Here is a 21,615-nt window from a genome sequence, read left to right as displayed (position 1 = left end):
GTATGTTCGCCGCCTATCTCGCAAACCACCCGACAAAACATTTCGGCACACTCCATGGCAAAACGTACGGCGGGTTACACCTCTAAAGGCATTGGCAGCATCACACCACTCGCCGCATTTTTAAGAGAATTCGACGACGTCCTCCCGCTTCGTCCCCTCAGTGCCCAGCCAGACGCCGTCATTGGATGGGGGTTGAAACCTACCAGCCGCCGAGCGAGGCGCTACGCCGACAAGCGTCGTCTTCCCTACGTCGCCCTGGAAGATGGTTTTTTACGCTCTTTAGGGCTTAGTAGTGCCGGTTACCAACCGCATAGTCTCGTAGTGGATTACAGCGGCATTTATTACGACGCCTCACGACCCAGCGACCTAGAGCAGTGGCTAGCGACCGCCGACTTTTCGTCGGAAGAAGTATCCAGGGCCGAACACTGCATCGCCTTACTAAAGCGTTATCGCTTATCGAAATATAACCATGCGCCGGACAAGCCTCTGAGCGATAGTGGCGCCAGCGTGTTAGTGGTCGACCAAACGGCGGGGGATGCATCCATCGAGTATGGTGGCGCGAGCGCCGCCAGTTTTTCAGCCATGCTGGAGCACGCACTGGCCTATCACCCCCAGGCCAAAGTGCTGGTCAAAATTCATCCCGATGTGATTGCGGGTAAAAAGCAAGGACACCTTACCAGCGCTCTTCAGCACCCGCGCTGCCAGGTGATCAGCGAAGATATCAACCCCTGGGCCCTGTTCGACCAAGTCGACGATGTCTATGTGGTGACTAGCCAGCTTGGCTTCGAAGCGCTCATGGCGGGCAAACGTGTCCACTGCTTTGGCACTCCTTTCTATGCTGGCTGGGGCCTGACCCAAGACCAACTCCCCTGCCTCCGGCGCACGCGTTCTCGTACACTGCCAGAAGTGTTCGCGGCGGCCTATCTTCGCTATTGCCGTTACGCCAACCCCTACACGGGCCAGCCATCCACGCTGGAAGAGACGATATACCTCATCGCTGACCAAAAGCGTCAGCAAGAGCGGTTGAGAGGCGCATGGCTCGCTTGCGGCTTCTCCTCTTGGAAGCGACGTTTCATCAGCGATTTTCTGGGTCCTGCTGCCCGCGTTCGTTACCAAAAGAGCCTCCCCAAGCAAGCCGTCGAGTCTCAACGGCTGCTGGTATGGTCGAGCCGTATCGACGGCACCTTCAAAACGCAGCACAGCGAACTGTTGCCTCATCTTTGGCGCATGGAAGACGGTTTTATCCGCTCGGTAGGCCTGGGTGTCGACCTCACTCAACCCCTGTCACTGGTGATAGATCGACACGGTATTTATTACGACCCCAGTCAGCCAAGCGACCTGGAAACGCTGCTCAACGAGCATGAATTTAGCGATGACTTACTGGCCAGGGCCGCCGAATTGCGCCAGCGCCTCGTCACCCTGAAGCTATCGAAATATAACGTCCCTGGGGCGGCTGACGTTGCCTTACCCGATCATCGAACGGTCATTTTGGTACCGGGACAAGTCGAGAGCGATGCGTCCATCGCCACCGGCTCACCGGAGATCCGCACCAATAGCGCGCTGCTAAAAGCCGTGCGCCAATCTCAGCCGAACGCTTTCATCATCTACAAAGCACACCCTGATGTGATCAGCGGGGCTCGAGTGGGCAAACTCGATACTGATGCCAAACGTCTGTATGATTTGGACGCCAGCCACGTCGACATCACCGCTTTGCTAGAGCGCGTGGATGCCGTGCATACAATGAGCTCGCTGACCGGTTTTGAAGCTCTGTTGCGTCATCGTCAAGTGACGACCTATGGCCTGCCTTTTTATGCGGGTTGGGGGCTAACGCAAGACGCCCTGCGCTGCCCAAGGCGCAACCGGACGCTCACCCTGGATGCCCTCGTTGCTGGCACGCTATTGCTGTACCCCAATTACGTCGACCCCACCTCTGGTCAGCTTTGCAATGCCGAGACCGTCGTCAGCCTATTGGAGCGGGCAAAGCTACAACAATCTAGTGCACAAACACCGCTACTTACATGGAAGCAGCGCCTTTATCGCTGCTATCGTAACTTGTTGATTGGAAGCCATTGAGTTGAAGCAGAAGCGCGCATTCTTATTCTTACAAGGCGTTTGCTCGCCCTTTTACCAACGCTTAGCCCGCCGCCTCACCGACGACGGCCACCGCGTGGTGAAAGTTAACTTCAACGCGGGCGATCTCCTCTATTGGCAGCGCACGCACAGTCATAGCCACTTGTTTCGCGGCCCTCTGAGCGAGCTGCCCGCCTTCGTCACCTCACTATGGCAACGCTACGGCATTACCGACCAGGTCCTGTTCGGCGACCGGCGTCCCGTGCACCGCCCAGCGGTCGACCAAGCCCCGGCCGCAGGCATTCGCACCCACGTGTTTGAAGAGGGCTACTTCCGCCCCTTCTGGATCACGCTGGAACGTGAGGGAGTCAACGGCCACTCGCTGCTGCCTCGCGATCCCACCTGGTTTTATGAAACGGGCAAAGCGTTACCTGAGCTTCCCTCTCCGGTACGCTTTCGCTCATCGTTTAAAATCCGCGCCATGCACGATGTGGCGTACCATGTCGCCGGGCTGGCGAACCCCCTGGTCGCACCGCGCTATCGCAACCACGCGCCCATTACCGCACCGGTGGAGTACGCGGGCTACCTAAAGCGCTTCACGCTGCTCAAACAGTGGAAAAAACGCGACGCAGCACGGATTAAACGATTGATCGGAAGCGGCAAGCCCTACTTCATGCTGCCGTTGCAGCTAAATACCGATGCGCAAATTCGTGACCACTCTCCCTACGCCAACATGGAAGAGGTCATGGATCACGTGATGGGCTCGTTTGCCGAGCATGCACCAAGCGATGCCTTGCTGTGCATCAAGAACCATCCGCTCGATATGGGACTCGTGGATTACCCCTCCATCATTCAACGTCTCTCAGACTTTTACGGCTTGGATGGGCGCATCGTGTACCTCGAGTCCGGCGATCTGAATGCGCTGATCAAGCATGCAGTGGGCACCGTCACGGTGAACAGTACCGTGGGCATCGTCTCACTGGAATCACACTGCCCCACCTTTGCGCTCAGCGACCCCATTTATAATCTGGCAGGGCTTACCTACGAAGGCTCGCTGGAGGAGTTTTGGCACCAGCCACCACCGCCCAGTGACGAATTGTTTGGCTATTTTCGCAATACCGTGATGCATACCGCCCAGGTAAACGGCGGTTTTTACTGCCAGCCCAGCATCGATCTCGCAGTCAATAATGCTGCGCAGATATTAGAAGCCTGCCCATCCCCTCTGGAGAAGCTGCTGTGAGTGTTGATGCAACGTACTCGACGAAGACACCACACACACGCTGCGTGCTGATCACCGGCGCCACAGGGGCCATCGGCGGAGCGCTCGCCAAGGCGTATGCGTCTCCCCAAACGCATCTGATTCTGCATGGACGCAACGTCAGCGCCTTAGAGCACGTGGCTAACGCCTGTCGCGAAAAAGGGGCTGACGTGTCGCTCTCCTCCATCGACCTCACCGATGATGAGGCACTAGCGCAGTGGCTCACTACGCTCAGTGCCGAGCAGTTGCCGGATATCGTGATCGCCAACGCAGGCAAGAACACACATCCTGAGCAGTTGGGGGAGCTCGAGCCCTGGGCCGATGTTCAAGCCTTGCTGGACATCAACCTCACCACCCCCATTGCCATGGCGCAGCACTTGGTACCCGCCATGCGCGCACGGGGTAGTGGCCAACTGGTATTCATTAGCTCACTGGCGGGTTGGCATGGACTACCCAGCACGCCCACGTACAGTGCCAGCAAAGCGGGCATCAAAGCGTATGGCGAAGCCTTGCGCGGCTTGCTCGCCCCCTGCGGCATCGGGGTAACGGTCGTCATGCCCGGCTACGTCACCTCCCCCATGTGCAATGCCATGCCTGGCCCCAAGCCCTTTGAGTGGCCACCCGAACGAGCCGCCAAAGTGATCATTCGTGGCATTCGCGCCAACCGTGCGCGAGTCAGCTTCCCGTTTCCGCTCAACTTCGGCACTTGGTGGCTGGCTGTCTTGCCAGCAGGCGTGTCGCAGTGGCTCATCAAACGACTGGGTTTCGATCATGTAGGAGGCCGGTAAGATGCTTGGCCACCTGCTCCTATCGCTTAGCCTGCCGCTCTTCATCGGGCTAGTGTTCAGCCTAGCGTTCGAAGCGCTGCTGTCTCCACGGCCTGCTCCTCTCTGGCAGCGCCCGATGGCAGCCAATGTGATCCATCTCGGCAGTTGGCTACTGCTATTTGGGCTTTTCACGCTGCTGCTCCAGCGTCCCTGGTTTGCCGTGGTCTTCGTGCTGTCACTCCAGCTCGTGGTGGTCCAGTCGAGCAATACCAAGTCCAAAACGCTCAACGAACCGTTCATCTGCCACGACTTCGAGTACTTCTGGGACGCCATCCTGCACCCACGGCTTTATGTCCCGTTTTTTGGCATTGGCCTCGCCATCGCGGCCAGCAGCGCGGGGGCCATCGCCATTGGCAGCTTTCTCTATGTGGAGCCGTCGCTGGTTAGCCAGTGGAGCACCGTGCTCTTTTTACAAAGCACCGGACTGCTGGCCGGGCTCGGGGCGGTGCTGGTAGCCGTTGGTTTACGCTCACTCGGCGCCATGTCCCTGCAACCGGTCGAGGATCTACATCGCGTAGGGCTACACGCCAGCCTTTGGGCCTATGGGGTAGCCTTGATGCGCTCGTCACCGCCTGACCCTTTGGCATCCCCCTACGCGGCTGCCAGCCAGCCCAGTGCCGTCGCTTCGCAAGATAGCGCCGAGCGACCCAATGTCGTCCTGGTTCAGAGCGAATCCTTTTTCGATCCGCGCCCATGGTGTCCAGAGGTTGCGCCGACGCTACTGCAACATTTCGATGCCACCTTTTCCGAGGCCGTCGAAAAGGGCGAGTTGAGCGTGCCGGCCTGGGGGGCCAATACCGTACGCACCGAATGCGCCGTGCTCACGGGGTTGGCACCCAGCACCTGGGGTGCCCGCCAGTTCAACCCCTACCGCACGCTAAGCCGTCACCCGCTACCCAGCGTGGCGAGCGCTTTTCGCGCCCAGGGATACCGCACTATTTGCGTGCACCCCTACCCCGCTACCTTCTACATGCGCGATAACGTCATGCCGCAGTTGGGTTTCGATACATTCATCGATATCAGCGCGTTTGACAGTAGCGACAAACACGGGCAATACATCGGTGACCAGGCCGTGGCACGAAAGGTTGGACGCCTGCTGAAAGATGACGATAATAGGCCGCTGTTTATTTTCGTGATCACCATGGAAAACCACGGCCCGCTGCATTTGGAGGCGCCTACGCAGGCACGCTTGGCGGCGACCCTACCCAACGCGACTTGGCCGCTTGCAGACCACCTGCGTGAACTCGCCGTCTATTTGCACCACTTAGGTGAAGCTGATCAAATGTTGGCGAACGTTAAAACCGCGCTAAACGAGCGCATGAGGCCTGGCATACTGGGCTGGTATGGCGACCATGTGCCTATACTGCCAGATGCCTACGGGTACTTCATGCCCCCTACGGGCAGCACCCCATACATGATATGGTCGACGCAACCAACGCCACCCGACCAAACGCCTGCCAAGCAGCCGCCGCAGGACATAGCCGCCAACGAACTTGGCCTTCGGCTATTTAAACAAGTGTTTGGACACGATATAAGTAACGATGTGATCAAGGCAGAACCAGAACCTCAGGAGCAAGAATGACTAAACGTGTGGCCATCATCGGCGCCGCCCATCGTTTCCCCGGCACCACCCCTGAAACGTTCTGGCAAGACCTGCAAGCCGAAAAAGACCTCGTCACCCAAGTGGCCCCAGATCGCTGGAGCCACGACGCCTTCTGGCACCCAGACAAACGCCACCCCGGCACCAGCGTCACTTTCGCAGCGGGCAGCCTGGGCGATATTAGCGGGTTCGACGCAGCGTTTTTCGGCATTTCTCCCCGCGAAGCCGCCAACATGGACCCGCAGCAGCGCATGCTGCTAGAGCTCGCCTGGGAAACCATGGAAAGTGCCGGCATCGTGCCCAGCACGCTGCGTGGCAGCCAGTGTGGTGTCTTCGTGGGTGTCGCCAGCCTGGACTACTCGTACCGCTTGGCGGATGACATGGCCGCCATCGATGCCTCTACCGCCACGGGTAACACCTCGAGTATCGCCTCCAACCGTCTCTCTTACGTATTCGACCTGCACGGCCCCAGCATGTCGCTGGATACCGCGTGCTCGTCCTCGATGGTGGCGTTTCACCAAGCTTGCCAATCCATCCGTAGCGGTGAAACCACGATGGCGCTGGCGGGCGGTATCAGCCTGCACTTGCACCCCTATGGCTTCATCATCTTTTCCAAAGCCAGCATGCTGTCGCCCACCGGACGCTGTCAGGTGTTCGACGAAGCGGGTAATGGCTACGTACGCTCCGAAGGCGCAGGACTTTTCCTGCTCAAAGATTACGACTTAGCCGTCGCCGACGGTGACAACATACTGGCCGTGGTCGCTGGGTCAGCCGTGAATACCGACGGTCATAAATCCGGCCTGACGGTACCCAACCCCAGCGCTCAAACCGACTTGATGCGTCGCGCCTACGAGCAAGCGGGCATCTCCCCCGATGAGATCGACTATTTAGAAGCCCACGGCACCGGCACCGCCGTTGGCGACCCCATCGAAACCCGCGCCATTGGCGAGGCCATTGGCAAGCATCGGCAAACGCCGCTGCCGATTGGTTCGGTAAAAAGTAATGTCGGCCACTTGGAAACCGCCTCAGGCGTGGCGGGGCTTGCCAAAGCGCTTTATAGCCTGCAGCACCGCGAGGTGCCCGCGACCATTGGCATTCGCAAGCTGAATCCGCGCATCAAGTTCGACGAATGGAACTTGAGCGTGGTCACCAAAGCCCAACCGCTGAAACCCACAGGCCGTTTGGTGATTGGCATCAACTCGTTTGGCTTTGGTGGCGCCAACGCCCACGTCATTTTGGAGAGCGCACCGGAAAAAGCGGAAACGCCTCGCCAAACACCCGCTACCCCGCTGCCCATTCGCCTTAGCGCCCGCAGTGAAGCGGCCCTGACCGACAACGCGCTGGCGCTGGCCAAGCACCTGCAGGTATCCGGGCAGGATTTTTACGATATAGCCCATACGCTTTATCACCACCGTGAGCAGCACAGCCACGGCGCGCTCTGCTTTGCCAGCAGCGCTGACGAAGCCGCCACGGCACTGCGCCAGTTTGCCGAAGGAGAGGCCAGCCCCGTCATGACGCTAGAGCGCCTCGCCAATGCCCGAGGCCCGGTGTTCGTCTACGACGGTAACGGCTGCCAGTGGGAAACCATGGGCCATGACCTGCTGGATACCGACGCCGACTTCACGGCCGCCATCGACCGTGTCGACGCTCTGTTCCAGCGCTACGGTCGCTTCTCTCTGCGTGACGAATTAGCAGGCCGCAACCGGTCAGAAGGCGAAGAGAGCCGCTTCGTACGCACCGAAATCGCCCAGCCCGCACTGTTTGCCCTGCAGGTAGCGCTGACCGAGTGGCTAAAAGCGCAAGGCATCACGCCAGCCGCCGTGTTTGGGCACAGCGTAGGCGAGGTAGCGGCCGCGTGGGCATCTGGCGCACTGAGCCTGGAAGACGCGGTCAAAGTGATTTATTACCGCAGTGACTATCAGGGCAAAACTCGCGGCCTAGGGGAAATGACGGCGGTGGCGATGAGTGCCGATGAGATCACTCCTTGGCTCGCCAAGCCCGAATTCGACAAGATCAGTCTGGCGGGCATCAATAGTCCCAAAGGCATTACCCTGGCGGGCGATCGCGACCAGCTCGGCGAGCTGGAAGCTGCGCTGAGTGCCGACGGCACTTTTGCCAAGCGTCTGCCGCTGGATTACGCCTTCCACAGCCCTGCCATGGATAGCATCCAGTCGGGTGTGGTCGACGCGCTGGCGGACATCGAGCCCCAAGCCACCCAGATCCCCTACGTCTCTACCGTGACCGGGGCGATCAGTGAAGGCACACAACTGGATGCCCACTACTGGTGGCTCAACATCCGCGAGCCGGTGCTCTTCGATAGCGCAGCGACCGCCCTCATCGAGCAGGGTTACAACGTCTTCGTCGAAGTCGGAGCGCACCCGATCTTACGCCGCTATCTCAACGAATCGCTGCGCCAGCAAGAGCGCAGCGGCTTGGTCTTCGGCACCATCGAGCGCCACAAGCCAGGGTTAGAGGGCTTGAACCGCACCACCAGCCAACTGCTGCTCAGTGGCTTGAGCCTCGACAGCCAGCACTTCTTCCCCGTGGAAGGTCAACGCGTGCTGCTGCCACGTTACGCATGGCAGCGCACCCAGCTCTGGGTCCAGGGCACCCACGATGGACAAGGCCTGCTGGCGCGCTATTACCAGCACCCGTTGCTTGGCTACCCGCTGGCCCAGCAAGAGCACACTTGGGAGAGCCAATTAGACACCAAGCGACAGCCTTGGCTGGCCGACCATGTGGTGGGTGAAGGGGCCGTCTTCCCCGGCGCGGGCTTCGTCGAGCTGGCGCTGGCCGCTGCGCTACAACAGAAAGAGACGCCGGTTCTCGATATCGAAGAGCTGGAGATTCGCGCACCGCTGCTGCTGGACGGGCCCAATGGCCGTACCATGCGTCTCACCCTCGACCCCGATGATGGACGTCTGGCCATCCACTCCCGAGAGCCCGCCACGGGAAGCGAGTGGCAGCTCAATGCCGTGGCACGCCGGATGCGCGAAAGCCGCGGTTTCCTGCTCAACCGCAGGGCGCCAGCGCTACCCAAACGTGATGCTGACTACACTCTGGACGAGCATCTGCACATGGCCGAACGCATTGGCCTGCACTATGGCCCAGCGTTTCAGGCGATTCAACGTGGCTGGATCGAGGGCGATAGCATCATTGGGGAAATCGCCCTCTCAGAGGCGGTGACGGCTCAGTTAAACACGCTACACGTGCATCCGGGCATTCTGGATAGCGCTTTCCAAATGTTCATTCCGCTGCTGGCACAGCACAGTGAATTCGCCGCCCAACTCGCCTTCGTACCGGTGCGCGTCGGTCGTATCCAAGTCAATGCCGAGGCAGGCGCGCCCGTGTTGGCGCGTGCGGTCATGGGCAAACGCGCTCCGCACTCTTTCACGGCGGACTTCGAGCTTTACGATGCCCAAGGGCGCGCCGTGGCGGTGCTGAGCCAAACACGCTTCAAAGCCATTCGCCTCAACCGTGCGCACCACCAACACTTTAGCTATTTAGACGTGGAGCTCACGCCCGCTCCGCTGAAAGCCGCCGCGCTACCGCTTCCCGCAGACGCGCTGACGCGCCTGATGGGCTTGAGCGATGCTTACACCGCCAGCACTGGCCAGCGCTATGCGCAAGAAGTTGCCCCCCTGCTCGATAGCCTTAGCGAGGCCTTCGTCCAGCAGGCTAATGGCGGCGATGGCGGCGATGACGACGCATCCCCAGCGCCAGAGACCATTTGGCAGCTCTTGGTGCAGGAGTATCCCGACTACTTCGCGCCCATTCACCTCGTCGGCCGCTTGGGCCTGCACCGTGAACCGCTACTCAATGGCCGTGATACGCTGGAAAGCCTGGGCATCACTGCCGAGCATTTGGCCGGCATCAATCGTGTCCTGGTGGGTGAAAGCGGTTGGCAAGTTCTGGCCCATGAGCTAGGTGCGCTGATGGAGGCCTCTCTGGCCACCCTGCCAGATGGCCAACGCCTCAATCTACTGGAAGCAGGCCCCTGCGCGCCCGCGCTGGGCCAGCGCTTGCTGGAACAGCTTGCCCACGGCGCCCCAGGTACGAACGACCGTTATCGCTACCGCGCGCTCACCACGAGCGACACGGCGCGCCACCAGGCGGAACAGCTGCAAGAGCGCTACCCGCTGATGGACATTCAGCCATTAGACGAGGCGCTACCGGCGCTGACAGCCGCGCAAAAGGCACAGCTTGCGTTCGTCAGCGCAGATGTCACCCAACCCGAGCGCACACGCCAACTGATCGACGCCCTGCCCGCGCAATTGGCCCCCGGCGCGCAGATCATGGTGATTGGCCTTCATCCGAGCCGTTGGCTGGATGACCTGCTGGCAACGCCGGGCATCGACCAAGCGGCGCTCGAACAGAGCACGCTGATCGAGTGGCTGAGCCACCAGGGGCTGAGCGTTTCCGCGCCTATCGAACTAGAGGAAGCGGGCGCTTACTTGCTGCATGCGCAACACCCAGAGCTTGGTGACACCGACGCGCAGGTAGCCAGCGCGCAGACCCTGGTGGTAGCCGATGCATCACGAGAAGCGCTTGCTGCAGAGCTGGCGGAGCATCTAAGCCACCACACGGGCCACCGCGTATGGCTTCGGATCAGCGACGCAGCGCCGCAAACGCTACTCAATGAAGCGCTGGCCGATCTCACCGACACACCGACGGCACTGAACGTGCTCGATCTGCGTGAGCTAGGCAGCACGTCCACCGAGGCACAAACGCAGCGCTGTTTCGCCGCACAGCAGTGGTCGTTGGCGCTGGAAGCGAGCGGCCTGGACGCGCAAGGCTGCCATGTGACCTTATGGCTGACCACTCAAGGCTACCAGCGTGCCGACGACGCCGCGCTATGGGGCTTTGGCCGCTCGCTGGCCAACGAGGCCGTGGGCCACAGCGTTACCCTCGTTGACTTGCCAGATGCCCCCAGTGCGTCTGCGCTCGCCACCTTCGCGGCCTCTATCGCGGAACCGGATAGCGAAAACGAGCTGGTGATGACGCAAGAAGGCACCCGCTTTGCCACGCGCCTGCGTACCCTGCCCGCGCCGCACCCGCATACCGCCAGCAACCCCGCACCTCGCCAAGCCATGACGCTCGGCTTCGCCCTGCCCGGCCAATTGCGCCAGCTACAGTGGCGGCCTCGCCAGTTGCCCGAGCTTGGCGCTGACGACGTCGAGGTACGCGTCAAAGCGACCGGCCTCAACTTCCGCGATGTCATGTATACCCTGGGCTTGCTGTCGGATGAAGCCATCGAAAACGGCTTTGCTGGCCCCACCCTCGGCCTCGAGTTTTCCGGTGAAGTGGTGGCCGTGGGCAGCAACGTTCACCACCTAACGCCCGGCCAAGGCGTCGTGGGGTTTGGTCCCGCCAGCTTCAGCGACCGCCTGATGGCCAGCCAGCACGCCGTGGCGCCCCTGCCGGAAGGCGTCAGCTACGCCGCTGCCGCCACCATCCCGACGACCTTCTTTACCGTGTACTACGCGCTAAAACACTTGGCACGTTTAGAACCCGGCGAAAAAGTGCTGATTCACGGCGCTGCTGGCGGTGTGGGCATTGCCGCGCTACAAATCGCCCAGTGGATGGGGGCCGAGATTTACGCCACGGTGGGCTCGGAAGAGAAGCGTGATTTCCTCCGCCTAATGGGCGAAGAGCGCCTGTACGACTCCCGCTCGCTCACCTTCGCAGAAGAGATCCTCGAAGATACCCAGGGTGAGGGCGTCGATGTCGTCCTCAACTCCCTGGCCGGTGAGGCCATCAACCAGAACCTGCGCGCTTTACGCCCGTTCGGGCGCTTCCTGGAGCTTGGCAAGCGCGACTTCTACGAAAATACCCATATCGGTCTACGGCCGTTCCGCAACAACCTGAGCTACTTCGGCATCGACTCCGACCAGCTGATGAAAGTGCAGCCGGCCCTCACTCAGCGCCTGTTCGGCGAAATGATGGCACTGTTCAACGACGGCACGCTGAGCCCGCTGCCGTTTACCGCCTTCAGCCACAGCCAAGTCATCGATGCCTTCCGCTACATGCAGCAGGCGCGCCAGATCGGCAAGGTCGTCGTCACCTACGAGCAGCCCATTGCCCCGCCGCGCCAGGAGCAGCTAGGCACCGCCAACATGCAGCTACCCAGCGATGCCAGCTACCTGGTGACCGGCGGCCTGGGTGGCTTTGGCCTAAAAACCGCACAATGGCTGGTCGATAAGGGCGCACGCGAGCTGATTCTACTCAGCCGCAGCGGCCCGGCCAGTGAAGAAGCGCAAGCAGCCGTGGCTGACTTCGAAGCGCAAGGTGTGAACGTGCTGGCGGCGGCGTGCGACATTACCGACCGCGATGCCCTGGCACAGGTGTTCGAGCGCGCCAAACGCGAGCTCAGTCCGCTGCGCGGTATCGTGCATGCCGCCACGGTCATCGATGACGGCCTGATTCGCAACCTGGATGCCGAGCGGATTCAAAACGTGCTGTCACCGAAGATCGACGGTGCCAAGCACTTAGAGGCGCTGACGGCCAACGACACCCTCGACTTCTTCGTGCTCTACTCATCGGCCACTACCCTGTTCGGCAACCCTGGCCAAGCCAACTATGTGGCCGCCAACCACTGGCTCGAAGCGTTCGCGGCCCGCCGTCGCGCCCAAGGTCTACCGGCCACCTGCGTGCGTTGGGGCGCCATCGACGACGTTGGCTTCTTGGCGCGCAACACCCGCACCCGCGACGCACTGCAAGAGCGCCTGGGCGGCTCGGCACTACGCTCAGACGACGCCCTCAAGGTGCTCGAACAAATGCTGCTGACGCCTGGGCCAAGCCTGGGTGTATTAGAGCTCGAGTGGGGTGCGCTGGCGCGCTTCCTGCCCACCTCCAGCGTGCCGCGCTTCGATGAGATTGCCCGCGCCAGCGACGATGACGGTAGCCTGGATAGCGACGACGACATCAGCGCGCTGCTGGCAGATCTCTCGCCCGAAGAGCTGCACAGCACGATCACCGAGTTGCTGCGCGCCGAACTGGCCAGCATTCTGCTCATCGATGAAGAAAAAATCGACGTGAATCGCTCGGTCTACGACATGGGCTTCGATTCGCTCATGGGGGTCGAGCTAATGACGGCCATCGAGAACCGTTTAGGCGTCCAAGTACCGGTGATGGTGCTCAGCGAAGCGTCGACGCTCGACAAGCTCGCGGGCGTGCTGATTCAGAAACTGCACCAGCACGATGAGGATGTTGAAGAGTCGGCACAAGATGCGTTAGCCTCTCTGGCCGCCCGCCACGGTGCGGATGGCATCAACAGCGAGCCCGCATCCTCCCCTGCGACCGAGACACCATGACCGCCAAGCGTTCTGAGTTAAAACGCCAGCTTCTGGAAAAAGCGCGCCAGCGCCCCACCGCCAGAGCCGCCGCTCCCTCTGCCCCCAGCGCCCAAGGCGCGAGGGCAGCCCGTTCCGTGCCCGAGCGCTTTACGCGCTTCGATGCGCACCCAGGCTATCAGCAGCTCATGATGATGCGCCAAGGCGCTGAGCAGCTCGGCCTGGAGGTGCCCTTCTTCAAGGTACATGAGGGCCTGGCGGGGGCCACGAGCGTGATGGATGGCCGCACCTGCATCAACTTTGCCAGCTACAACTACTTGGGTTACTCCGGCGACCCCCGTGTGGTGCAAGCCGCTAGTGAGGCAGCCGCTCATTACGGGACGTCCGTCTCGGCGAGCCGCGTCGTTTCTGGGGAACGCCCTATCCACGGCGAGCTCGAACGCGCCATTGCCAGCGCTTACGCCGTTGAAGACGCCGTCGCGTTCGTCAGCGGCCACGCGACCAACGTTTCCACGTTGGGCTATCTGCTCGGCCCAAAAGACCTCATCCTACACGACGAGTACATCCACAATAGCTCGTTGGTGGGCGCGCAGCTCTCGGGCGCCAAACGCATGTCGTTTAGCCACAACGACCCGGACGCTTTGGAGGCATTGCTTGTCCAACACCGCCATCAGTTCGAGCGCGTCCTGGTCGTGATCGAAGGGCTTTACAGCATGGACGGCGACATACCCGACCTGCCGCGCTTTATTGCCCTCAAACAGCGCCATCAAGCCTGGCTCATGGTGGATGAAGCCCACTCCTTCGGCGTGATGGGCAAAACCGGCTTGGGCCTGCGTGAACACTTTGCCATCGACCCCACCGATGTCGATATCTGGATGGGCACCATGAGCAAAACGCTCTCCGGCTGCGGTGGCTACATTGCGGGTAGCATCGCGTTAGTCGAGACGCTGCGCTACTTCGCACCGGGCTTTTTGTACAGCGTCGGTATGCCCGCCCAAGTGGCCGCACCTTCGCTCAAAGTGTTGGAGCTGATGCCCCAAGAACCCGAGCGCGTCGCCAAACTGCAGGCCATCTCTCGCTACTTCCTCGAGCAAGCCCAAGCCCGAGGCATGGATACCGGCCACAGCATCGGCTCCGCCGTGGTTCCCGTCATCGTTGGCAGCTCGCCACTGGCAGCGCACCTCTCCAACGCACTGCTCGCGCGAGACATCAACGTACAGCCCATCCTGTACCCCGCCGTGCCGGAAAAAAGCGCCCGCCTGCGCTTCTTCCTCTCCTGCGAACACACCCAAGCGCACATCGACGAGACGCTAGAGGTACTGGAGAAGCTGTTAGCAGAAGGGATGTGAGTGGTGGTGAGTGGTGAGTGGTGAGTGGTGAGTGGTGAGTGGTGAGTGGTGAGTGGTGAATGGTGAATGGTGAATGGTGAATGGTGAGCCAGCACCGTAGCGCGGCGTAACGAAAGAGCGAGAGCAACGAGCGATAGAGGCACCCGCGGGGGCGGCGATAGCCGCCTGAAAGGTGGCACGTTAACCTGAAGAACCACCTGGGCAATAGGAAGGTAGCAACATGGCAGAAGAAACCATCGAGACCAGCACTGCCCACTGGTACGTCATTCAATGCAAAGGCAGCGAATCCTTCCGCGCCGCCGAACACCTCGTCAATCAAGGCTATGAGGTGTTCCACCCGGTCCTCGATGTCAAACGCAAACGGCAAGGCAAGCTCACTACCGTCACCGAGCCGCTATTTCCCTACTACCTGTTCATCCGTTTAGACCAGGTCGTCAGCAACTGGCGGCCCATCCGCTCTACGCGTGGCGTCCTGCGCCTGCTCACCTTTGGCAACACGCCCATCGCCGTACCCGACGCCCTCGTCGACACCCTGCGTGCCCAACCCCATCGCCAAGAAGGCAGCCACAGTTACTTCACCGCTGGCGAAAAAGTCACCATCACCGACGGCCCCTTCAAAGATCTAGAAGCCATCTTCACCCGCTGCAAAGGCGAAGAACGCGCCATCGTATTGCTCAACGTTCTCCAACGCCCACAACACGTAGAACTACCGGTTGAAAGCTTGGAAAAGCGGTGACAAGCGACGCGAAACGAATACTGAGTTCCGGGATAACGTCTATGCAAGGCTAGCGGGCGGTCGCAAAATAGCGCTGCACCATCTTTCGATACCAAAAAAGCCGTAAAATGTTGATCACACCCAACACGAAAGGCACGGCATAAATAATGAAGACCCACTCCTGTGCTTGGGGCATTAAACGCACGATGCTAAACACGAGCAATACGAGTAAAAACACCACCATATTGAATATCAATGACAACCGCTCGTAGCCGCAAAAATTAATCAACACCGACTCAATCACACCAAGTTGCCCGCTGGCCACGTTAAACGCAAACGCCGCCACGAAAAACAGCACCAGCCCCACATCATTTACCGCGCCCGAAAAATAAAAATACGCGATGATCGTCAGCGATAACGCAGGCACCAAAACAGCCACCAAGGTATAGATTTTTTTACGAAGCGGCACCACCACCGAACGCGCATAATCCCGCACCATGACCATCTTGGAAAGCGCAGCGGCACTATTATTGATCAACCCTCTGGGCAAGGCCGACATTGCGCTAAAGACCGCCGCGCAGAGCGAGGCCACGATAGCCACGTCACTACCACCGAGCGCGATAAATAGAGAGGGCAAAATAAAACCAACGCCGCTACTGGCCGCGTTGGAAAAACCCACGACCAAACTCGACACCAAGTCACTAGGCGACAGACAAGCGACATGACGATAAAAATGAGGGTCGCTCTCGCTGGCAATCAATACACCTACGAATGTTACGAAAGCGAAGGCGTATGAGAGGGACAACACGTTCAACAACTGCCCTGCATCGAGCCGCCCCACCATGACGTATAACGCCAGCATCATGAGAAGAAAAAGAAGCCCAATCACGCCATCATAAAAAAACAGCGTCCAAAACTGCCGTTTAAAAACAAGATAATTGCGAAAAACCTGATACAGAGAAGTCATCAAAATCAGACAGAACACTTCCCACCCATGTGGAACGGGAACGGCCAACGAGGCGACAAGCAGCGCGACTGCTGACACACCCCCACCGACCACCACACACGATGCCCCATAGCGCAGCAGTATCGCCAAGCGCTCATCCTCGGCCATACGCTTCATTAAGATCGTCGCAAAACCAACCCCTGACACCATGACGAAAAAGGCCGCCAGGGTGTACTGAGTAGAAAAAAACACCATGCTGTCTGGGGCAAGAAAGAATCCCGCAATCCCCAACACAAAAATACGAAAGCCACCAGGAACGGCAGCCGTAATAAAAGGCAACAGCCTTTCCAATGAACGACGAAGGGTCATGAACCATCGTCCTTTCTAGATTGAAGCTGACGAACACATCCTCTTATCACTCGCGCAATCGAAAAGAGTTTTCGCCTCGCCGGTGTTTGGCGCTCACCTTCTAGTGAGCTATCCAGTTTGATGAAATCCTCCCACACCAATAACGGTCTTACTTCTTGGACCTTAACGCCCTTCGTTTCAAAATAAGGCCAGTCATCCAGCACACACTGGATCGCTGTCGTAGCCGCTAACAATTTAGCCGCGCCCGCTGGAGTCACGACATACCCTACCGCTCCGGAGGGCCATGTTTTAAAGCCTCTGCCAAGTTTAAAGGGCCCCATGGGCGTCCAACGCTTTAACGGCTCAAGAAAGTGGTACAGCGTTTTCCGGCGGTGATCTTTTTTAGAGTGACCTAGCAACACCACATCGAACCGAGCGGAGACACCGTTCAGGCGGTCTAAGAATCGACAAAGCTCATCTTCAATGAGCGCATCGTCTTCAAAAATGACACCTGGCTTTCCAGCCTCCACCACCTGCTGCCAGATTCTTCGATGGCTTAAAAAACAGCTCACTTCGCCTTGAGTAAGCATCCGGCCATACCGCGCTTGAATAGCCTCACGTTCGATGGGCAGATCGGCATGCTCGATCCTTTCCAGGACCGTGGCATCGATGTACTCAAACGAGATATCAAGCCGAGACAGTTGACGCTCAATAGAGGCCATCCTTGTCTCATCTCTCATGGTCAGTACAAAAACGCCAAACGGCTCAATGCTCACACGTCTGCTCCTTGAATCAATAGGGCTCGTTAAGGTGGGGGAAAAAGTAGTTCATATTGTCCCCTAACCTACGTCAGCCTGGCTACTCAGCATTGGCATTATGGCTGTAAAGATGCATCGTCTTCTCGACGACGGTAGGCTATGGGTATTCATCACTGCAAGGAAGCAGCCATGGCCACCTACCGACGCGCTCACCTACCCGGCGGCACCTACTTTTTCACCGTGGTGACGTATGGCCGCCAACCGCTGTTATCGGATCGCTTGAACATAGACGCCCTCGGTCGAGCTTTTCGTCGAGTGCGCGACGAACGTCCCTTTCTCATGGATGCGTTCGTTCTTCTACCCGACCACCTGCACTGTCTCTGGACCCTCCCCGAAGGCGATGCGGATTACTCTTCCCGATGGAGAGACGTCAAAAAATATGCCTCTCAAGAATTCTTGCTTCCCCTCGGTAGTCAACATGCTTGGCAGCGTGGATTTTGGGAGCACGTCATCCGCGATGAGAACGATTGGCAGCGCCACATGGATTACATCCATTACAACCCAGTGAAGCACGGCTGGGCCAACGCCCCTCGCGAATGGCAGTGGTCCAGCTTCCACCGATGCGTCAAGAAGGGATGGTACGAGCCAGACTGGGGCACGCAAGACATCCCGGACGTCGCCGATATGGACTGGGAGTAGAATGCCTGCCCCCTACCGGCGTGCGTCGCGGGTGCGCTCCGCTTACGCCGCGCTACGAATATCCCCATACAACAAAGGAGGGGTTCAAGGTCTCGGCAGGATTGGCGTAGCTAAGCGGCTGCCCTTCCAGGGTCTCTATTCGACCACCTGCATAACGCACGACGGCATGGGCGGCAGCGGTATCCCAGAGACTAGTGGGGCCTAACCGTGGGTACACATCGGCTTTACCTTCCGCAATCAGGCAACTTTTCAGCGAGCTTCCCATGGGCTGAATTTCATAAGCGCCCAGCGTCTCCAACCAAGCGGACAAAGCGGGGCTTGCATGGGAGCGGCTGCCCAGTACCCGCCATGCGCTTCCTGGTGAAGGTTTGCCGGCCACTTGAATCACATGGCGCTGTCCATCAGCGTCGATTCTAAAAGCCCCCATACCGTCTGCGGCGATATAAGCCACCCCCAGCGCAGGCGCCGTGACGACCCCCAAAATAGGCGCACCGTGTTCAATCAGCGCAATATTCACCGTAAACTCATCATTTCGCTTGATGAACTCTTTGGTGCCATCCAGCGGGTCGACTAGCCAATAGCGGCCCTCATTCCCCACGCCTGAAAAGCCCTCTATATCCTCTTCCGACAAGATCGGCAGCGTCGTCGACAGCGCCTCCAAGCCGCGCCGTATCACTTGATGCGCCGCTCGATCCGCCTCTGTGAGCGGGCTGTTATCTTCTTTAATCGTGACATCAAACTCACGAGCATACACGGCCATAATGGCGCGATCAGCGTCCTTGGCAATGGCCAACACCTGTTCGAGTAATTCCCGCATACTCCCCCCAGATAGTAAAAAACCGCCCATAGGACGGTTTTCAAACACTCATCATTCAACAGCTCGTCAAACGTCGTAGCCCGCTTCCCGGGCGAGCGTGGTGTTGGCTTGCAACCAGCCTTCGATGTGTCCGCAATCGAAGGTGCGGCCATGCATGCGGAACGCCTGCACGGTTTGCCCTTCCTGCATCAAGCGGTCGATGGCATCGGTTAGTTGAATTTCGTTGCCCGCGCCCGGCGGCTGGTCGCGTAGCAGCTCCATGATGCGGTACGGCAGCACGTAGCGGCCAATAACAGACAGGCGCGACGGCGCGTCTTCCGGCTTGGGCTTTTCCACCACGCCGCGCATGGTGGCGCTCTCCCCCGCTGCTGGCTCATCGCAATCCACAATGCCATAACGGTAAACGTCTTCTTGCGGCACCGCTTCTACCATGATTTGCGACGCATCGTTCGCATTCCAACGCTCAACCATACTACCCAAATCGCACACGTTGCTGCCTACCTGGGGTTTGACCAACACATCCGGCAGAATCACCGCGAAGGGCTCGTCTTTATCCAGAAGATGGGCTGCACAAAAAATCGCGTGCCCCAGCCCTTTCGCATTGGGCTGACGAACGCTGGTGACTTTCAGCTTTTTAGGGGAAATGGCCGAAAGGGTTTCCAACAGCGCATCTTTACCCTTGCTAGCTAGCGAATGCTCGAGTTCAAAATGCGCGTCGAAGTGGTCTTCAATGGCCGATTTTCCGGCACGGGTGACCAAAATGATTTCGTTGATACCCGCCGCCAGCGCTTCTTCCACTACGTGCTGGATAAGGGGGCGGTCCACCACCGGCACCATCTCTTTAGGAATCGCCTTGCTGATCGGCAGCAGGCGGGTACCGAATCCAGCCACCGGAATGATCGCTTTGCGTACTTGAGTCATCATTAACGTCCTTTTATTGAGCGTGCCTTCCACGAGAAGTCATAAATACCGAACCACGCCAAACGATATGCAATAGACATGCCGAACAATATAGCAGGAACGCCTCTACCGGAGCGAGCCTAGTACCACCTTCGGCACTCCTAGCGGAGTGCTTCGCGGGTGCGCTATCGCTTACCACGCGCTACGAGTATCTGCACCGCCCCGTAGCGCGGCGTAACGACTGAGCGAGAGCAACGAGCGAATGAGGCACCCGCGAAGGCGGCGATAGCCGCCTGGATAAGGCCACCGTGAAGGATCACACCTCAGTACCAAAATCCGGCATTCCTGAGGGAGTGTTCGCGGGTGCGCTCCGTTTACCACACGCTACTTGAATGACTTACCCTTTCAACACGCCAGATAACAGCGAGGTGGCACTTTCAATCAGCTCGTCGAGATGCTGCGGCCCTTTGAAGCTTTCCGCGTACACTTTGTAGAGCGATTCCGTGCCGCTGGGGCGGGCGGCGAACCAACCGTTTTCGGTGGTGACTTTCAAACCACCGATGGCGGCTTGGTTACCCGGGGCTTTGACCAAAACGGCGGTGATGGGGTCGCCTGCCAAGGTGGTGTCGGTGATGCTATCGGCGGTGAGGTTTTTAAACGCGGCTTTCTCTTCTGCGCTGCAGGCGGTATCGACCCGTTTATAGAACGGCTCGCCAAAGCGTTCGGTGAGGGTTTGGTAATATTCACTGGGCGTTTTACCGGTCACGGCCATGATTTCAGCAGCCAGCAAACACAGCACGATGCCGTCTTTATCGGTGGACCACGCCTCGCCTGCTTGGGTGAGTAGGCTTGCCCCAGCGCTCTCTTCACCCCCAAAGGCTAACCAGCCTTCGTGCAAGCCATCCACGAACCACTTGAAACCGACCGGCACTTCAAACAGCTCACGGTTGTGAGAAGCCACGACACGATCAATCATCGAAGAAGAGACCAGCGTTTTACCGATTTTCAGCGAATCGCGCCATTGGGGGCGATGGCTGATCAGGTAATCCACACACACCGCCAAGAAGTGGTTCGGGTTCATCAACCCGTTGGCATCCACAATGCCGTGACGGTCGGCGTCCGGGTCGTTGCCAAAGGCGATATCGAAGCGGTCTTTGATCTTGAGCAGATTCGCCATGGCATCCGCACTAGAGCAATCCATGCGGATCTTGCCGTCGTGATCGGGGGGCATGAACCCGAAGCTGGCATCAATGGTAGTGTTCACGACGTCCAGGTGCAGGCCGAAATGCTCACCAACCGCCTGCCACACGGGCAGCGCCGTGCCGCCCATTGGGTCTGCGCCCAGCCTTAGGTTGGCGTTCTGGATGGCGGCCATGTCCACCACGCTGCCTAAATGGGCCACGTAATGTGCGGTGTAGTCATACTCCTGGGCGTGGGCTAGCGCCTCTTCCAACGATACCAACGTAATGTCACTTAACTGACGCAGCAGGTACGCATTGGCACGCAGCTCGATCCACTGCGTCGCTTCGGTATCGGCAGGGCCACCGTGATAAGGGTTGTACTTGATACCGCCATCTTCCGGCGGGTTATGGCTAGGGGTGATGATCAAACCATCGGCTTTCGCCGCAGGCATGGCGTGGCGCTGCTGCGCGTTGTGCTGCAAAATCGCATGGCTGACCAACGGGGTTGCCGTGTAACCGTGGCCTTTTTCCACCATCACCGGCACGTTATTGGCTGCCAGCACCCGCAGTGCACACTCCCAGGCGGGGCGTGAAAGCGCATGGGTGTCCACACCTAAAAACAGCGGCCCTTGGTAATCTTCCGCTTGGCGGTAATCCACCACTGCTTGGGTAATGGCGATAATGTGCGCTTCGTTAAACGTGCGCTCGGTAGCTCGGCCTCGGTGGCCTGACGTGCCGAAGGCCACCCGCTCGCTCGCAATGCTGGCATCCGGTGTCTGATCAAAAAATGCCGCTACGATGGCTTCCATGTGCATCTCCTTGCTAAATTCGCCACACGCACTGCGACTCCCGCCG

Annotated in this window: 13 protein-coding genes; 8 read left to right on the top strand and 5 right to left on the bottom strand. The window is 59.2% G+C overall.

The genetic code is table 11. From position 1 onward, the window contains the following. The first annotated feature begins 54 nt into the window (after positions 1 to 54). From FHJ80_RS10145 to rfaH, 7 genes are all read left to right on the top strand, one after another. The gene (locus FHJ80_RS10145; RefSeq protein ID WP_139527047.1) at positions 55 to 2,073 is read left to right on the top strand and encodes a capsular polysaccharide biosynthesis protein; all 2,019 of its coding nucleotides are present in this window, start codon (positions 55 to 57) and stop codon (positions 2,071 to 2,073) included. Position 2,074: 1 nt separating this feature from the next. After that, positions 2,075 to 3,310 (top strand): capsule biosynthesis protein, encoded by a 1,236-nt coding sequence (locus FHJ80_RS10140; protein ID WP_139527046.1) that lies wholly within the window; start codon positions 2,075 to 2,077, stop codon positions 3,308 to 3,310. Further along, complete coding sequence (locus tag FHJ80_RS10135; protein ID WP_139527045.1) at positions 3,307 to 4,116, top strand: SDR family oxidoreductase; 810 nt, start codon at positions 3,307 to 3,309, stop codon at positions 4,114 to 4,116. The genes FHJ80_RS10140 and FHJ80_RS10135 overlap by 4 nt, the downstream gene beginning before the upstream one ends. Before the next feature lies 1 nt (position 4,117). Further along, positions 4,118 to 5,737: an LTA synthase family protein gene (locus tag FHJ80_RS10130; RefSeq protein ID WP_139527044.1), complete on the top strand. Its 1,620-nt coding sequence runs from the start codon at positions 4,118 to 4,120 to the stop codon at positions 5,735 to 5,737. Then, a complete protein-coding gene (locus tag FHJ80_RS10125) occupies positions 5,734 to 13,068 on the top strand; it encodes a type I polyketide synthase (RefSeq protein ID WP_139527043.1) in 7,335 nt (2,444 codons plus the stop codon). The genes FHJ80_RS10130 and FHJ80_RS10125 overlap by 4 nt, the downstream gene beginning before the upstream one ends. Further along, entirely contained in the window at positions 13,065 to 14,396 is a 1,332-nt protein-coding gene (locus FHJ80_RS10120) for an aminotransferase class I/II-fold pyridoxal phosphate-dependent enzyme (RefSeq protein WP_139527042.1), read from the top strand. The genes FHJ80_RS10125 and FHJ80_RS10120 overlap by 4 nt, the downstream gene beginning before the upstream one ends. Before the next feature lie 220 nt (positions 14,397 to 14,616). After that, on the top strand, positions 14,617 to 15,132 hold the full coding sequence (rfaH, locus tag FHJ80_RS10115; RefSeq protein WP_074210406.1) for a transcription/translation regulatory transformer protein RfaH: 516 nt from the start codon (positions 14,617 to 14,619) through the stop codon (positions 15,130 to 15,132). Between the two features lie 49 nt (positions 15,133 to 15,181). On the opposite strand, the gene FHJ80_RS10110 is transcribed toward rfaH, so the two are convergent. Together FHJ80_RS10110 and FHJ80_RS10105 are read right to left on the bottom strand one after the other, a co-directional pair. Further along, entirely contained in the window at positions 15,182 to 16,426 is a 1,245-nt protein-coding gene (locus FHJ80_RS10110) for a hypothetical protein (RefSeq protein WP_139527041.1), read from the bottom strand. Further along, positions 16,423 to 17,181, bottom strand: a complete 759-nt coding sequence (locus FHJ80_RS10105; protein WP_139527040.1) for a glycosyltransferase family 25 protein — start codon at positions 17,179 to 17,181, stop codon at positions 16,423 to 16,425. The genes FHJ80_RS10110 and FHJ80_RS10105 overlap by 4 nt, the downstream gene beginning before the upstream one ends. A 171-nt stretch (positions 17,182 to 17,352) precedes the next feature. Between FHJ80_RS10105 and FHJ80_RS10100 the strand changes: the two genes are divergently transcribed. Then, positions 17,353 to 17,862, top strand: a complete 510-nt coding sequence (locus FHJ80_RS10100) for a transposase (protein WP_139527039.1) — start codon at positions 17,353 to 17,355, stop codon at positions 17,860 to 17,862. Positions 17,863 to 17,914: 52 nt separating this feature from the next. Here the strand turns inward: FHJ80_RS10100 and cysQ are convergent, their stop codons facing one another. The 3 genes from cysQ to pgm all read right to left on the bottom strand — a co-directional run bounded on the left by cysQ (position 17,915) and on the right by pgm (position 21,569). Next, positions 17,915 to 18,679, bottom strand: coding sequence for a 3'(2'),5'-bisphosphate nucleotidase CysQ (cysQ, locus tag FHJ80_RS10095; protein ID WP_139527038.1), 765 nt, complete (start codon positions 18,677 to 18,679; stop codon positions 17,915 to 17,917). Between the two features lie 66 nt (positions 18,680 to 18,745). After that, positions 18,746 to 19,600: a UTP--glucose-1-phosphate uridylyltransferase gene (locus tag FHJ80_RS10090; protein ID WP_139527249.1), complete on the bottom strand. Its 855-nt coding sequence runs from the start codon at positions 19,598 to 19,600 to the stop codon at positions 18,746 to 18,748. A 376-nt stretch (positions 19,601 to 19,976) separates the two neighbouring features. Beyond that, positions 19,977 to 21,569 (bottom strand): phosphoglucomutase (alpha-D-glucose-1,6-bisphosphate-dependent), encoded by a 1,593-nt coding sequence (pgm, locus tag FHJ80_RS10085; protein ID WP_139527037.1) that lies wholly within the window; start codon positions 21,567 to 21,569, stop codon positions 19,977 to 19,979. Between the last annotated feature and the right edge of the window lie 46 nt (positions 21,570 to 21,615).

Origin of the sequence: Halomonas sp. BL6, from assembly GCF_006228115.1 — a bacterium.
Lineage (GTDB): Bacteria > Pseudomonadota > Gammaproteobacteria > Pseudomonadales > Halomonadaceae > Vreelandella > Vreelandella piezotolerans.
This window is presented reverse-complemented; position numbering and strand designations above follow the sequence as displayed.

Bases quoted from the DNA above. Each gene is read 5' to 3' on its own strand.
- FHJ80_RS10145 (WP_139527047.1), top strand. From the start codon at position 55: ATGGCAAAACGTACGGCGGGTTACACCTCTAAAGGCATTGGCAGCATC.
- FHJ80_RS10130 (WP_139527044.1), top strand. From the start codon at position 4,118: ATGCTTGGCCACCTGCTCCTATCGCTTAGCCTGCCGCTCTTCATCGGG.
- FHJ80_RS10125 (WP_139527043.1), top strand. From the start codon at position 5,734: ATGACTAAACGTGTGGCCATCATCGGCGCCGCCCATCGTTTCCCCGGC.
- FHJ80_RS10120 (WP_139527042.1), top strand. From the start codon at position 13,065: ATGACCGCCAAGCGTTCTGAGTTAAAACGCCAGCTTCTGGAAAAAGCG.
- rfaH (WP_074210406.1), top strand. From the start codon at position 14,617: ATGGCAGAAGAAACCATCGAGACCAGCACTGCCCACTGGTACGTCATT.
- FHJ80_RS10110 (WP_139527041.1), bottom strand. From the start codon at position 16,426: ATGACCCTTCGTCGTTCATTGGAAAGGCTGTTGCCTTTTATTACGGCT.
- FHJ80_RS10100 (WP_139527039.1), top strand. From the start codon at position 17,353: ATGGCCACCTACCGACGCGCTCACCTACCCGGCGGCACCTACTTTTTC.
- cysQ (WP_139527038.1), bottom strand. From the start codon at position 18,679: ATGCGGGAATTACTCGAACAGGTGTTGGCCATTGCCAAGGACGCTGAT.
- FHJ80_RS10090 (WP_139527249.1), bottom strand. From the start codon at position 19,600: ATGACTCAAGTACGCAAAGCGATCATTCCGGTGGCTGGATTCGGTACC.
- pgm (WP_139527037.1), bottom strand. From the start codon at position 21,569: ATGGAAGCCATCGTAGCGGCATTTTTTGATCAGACACCGGATGCCAGC.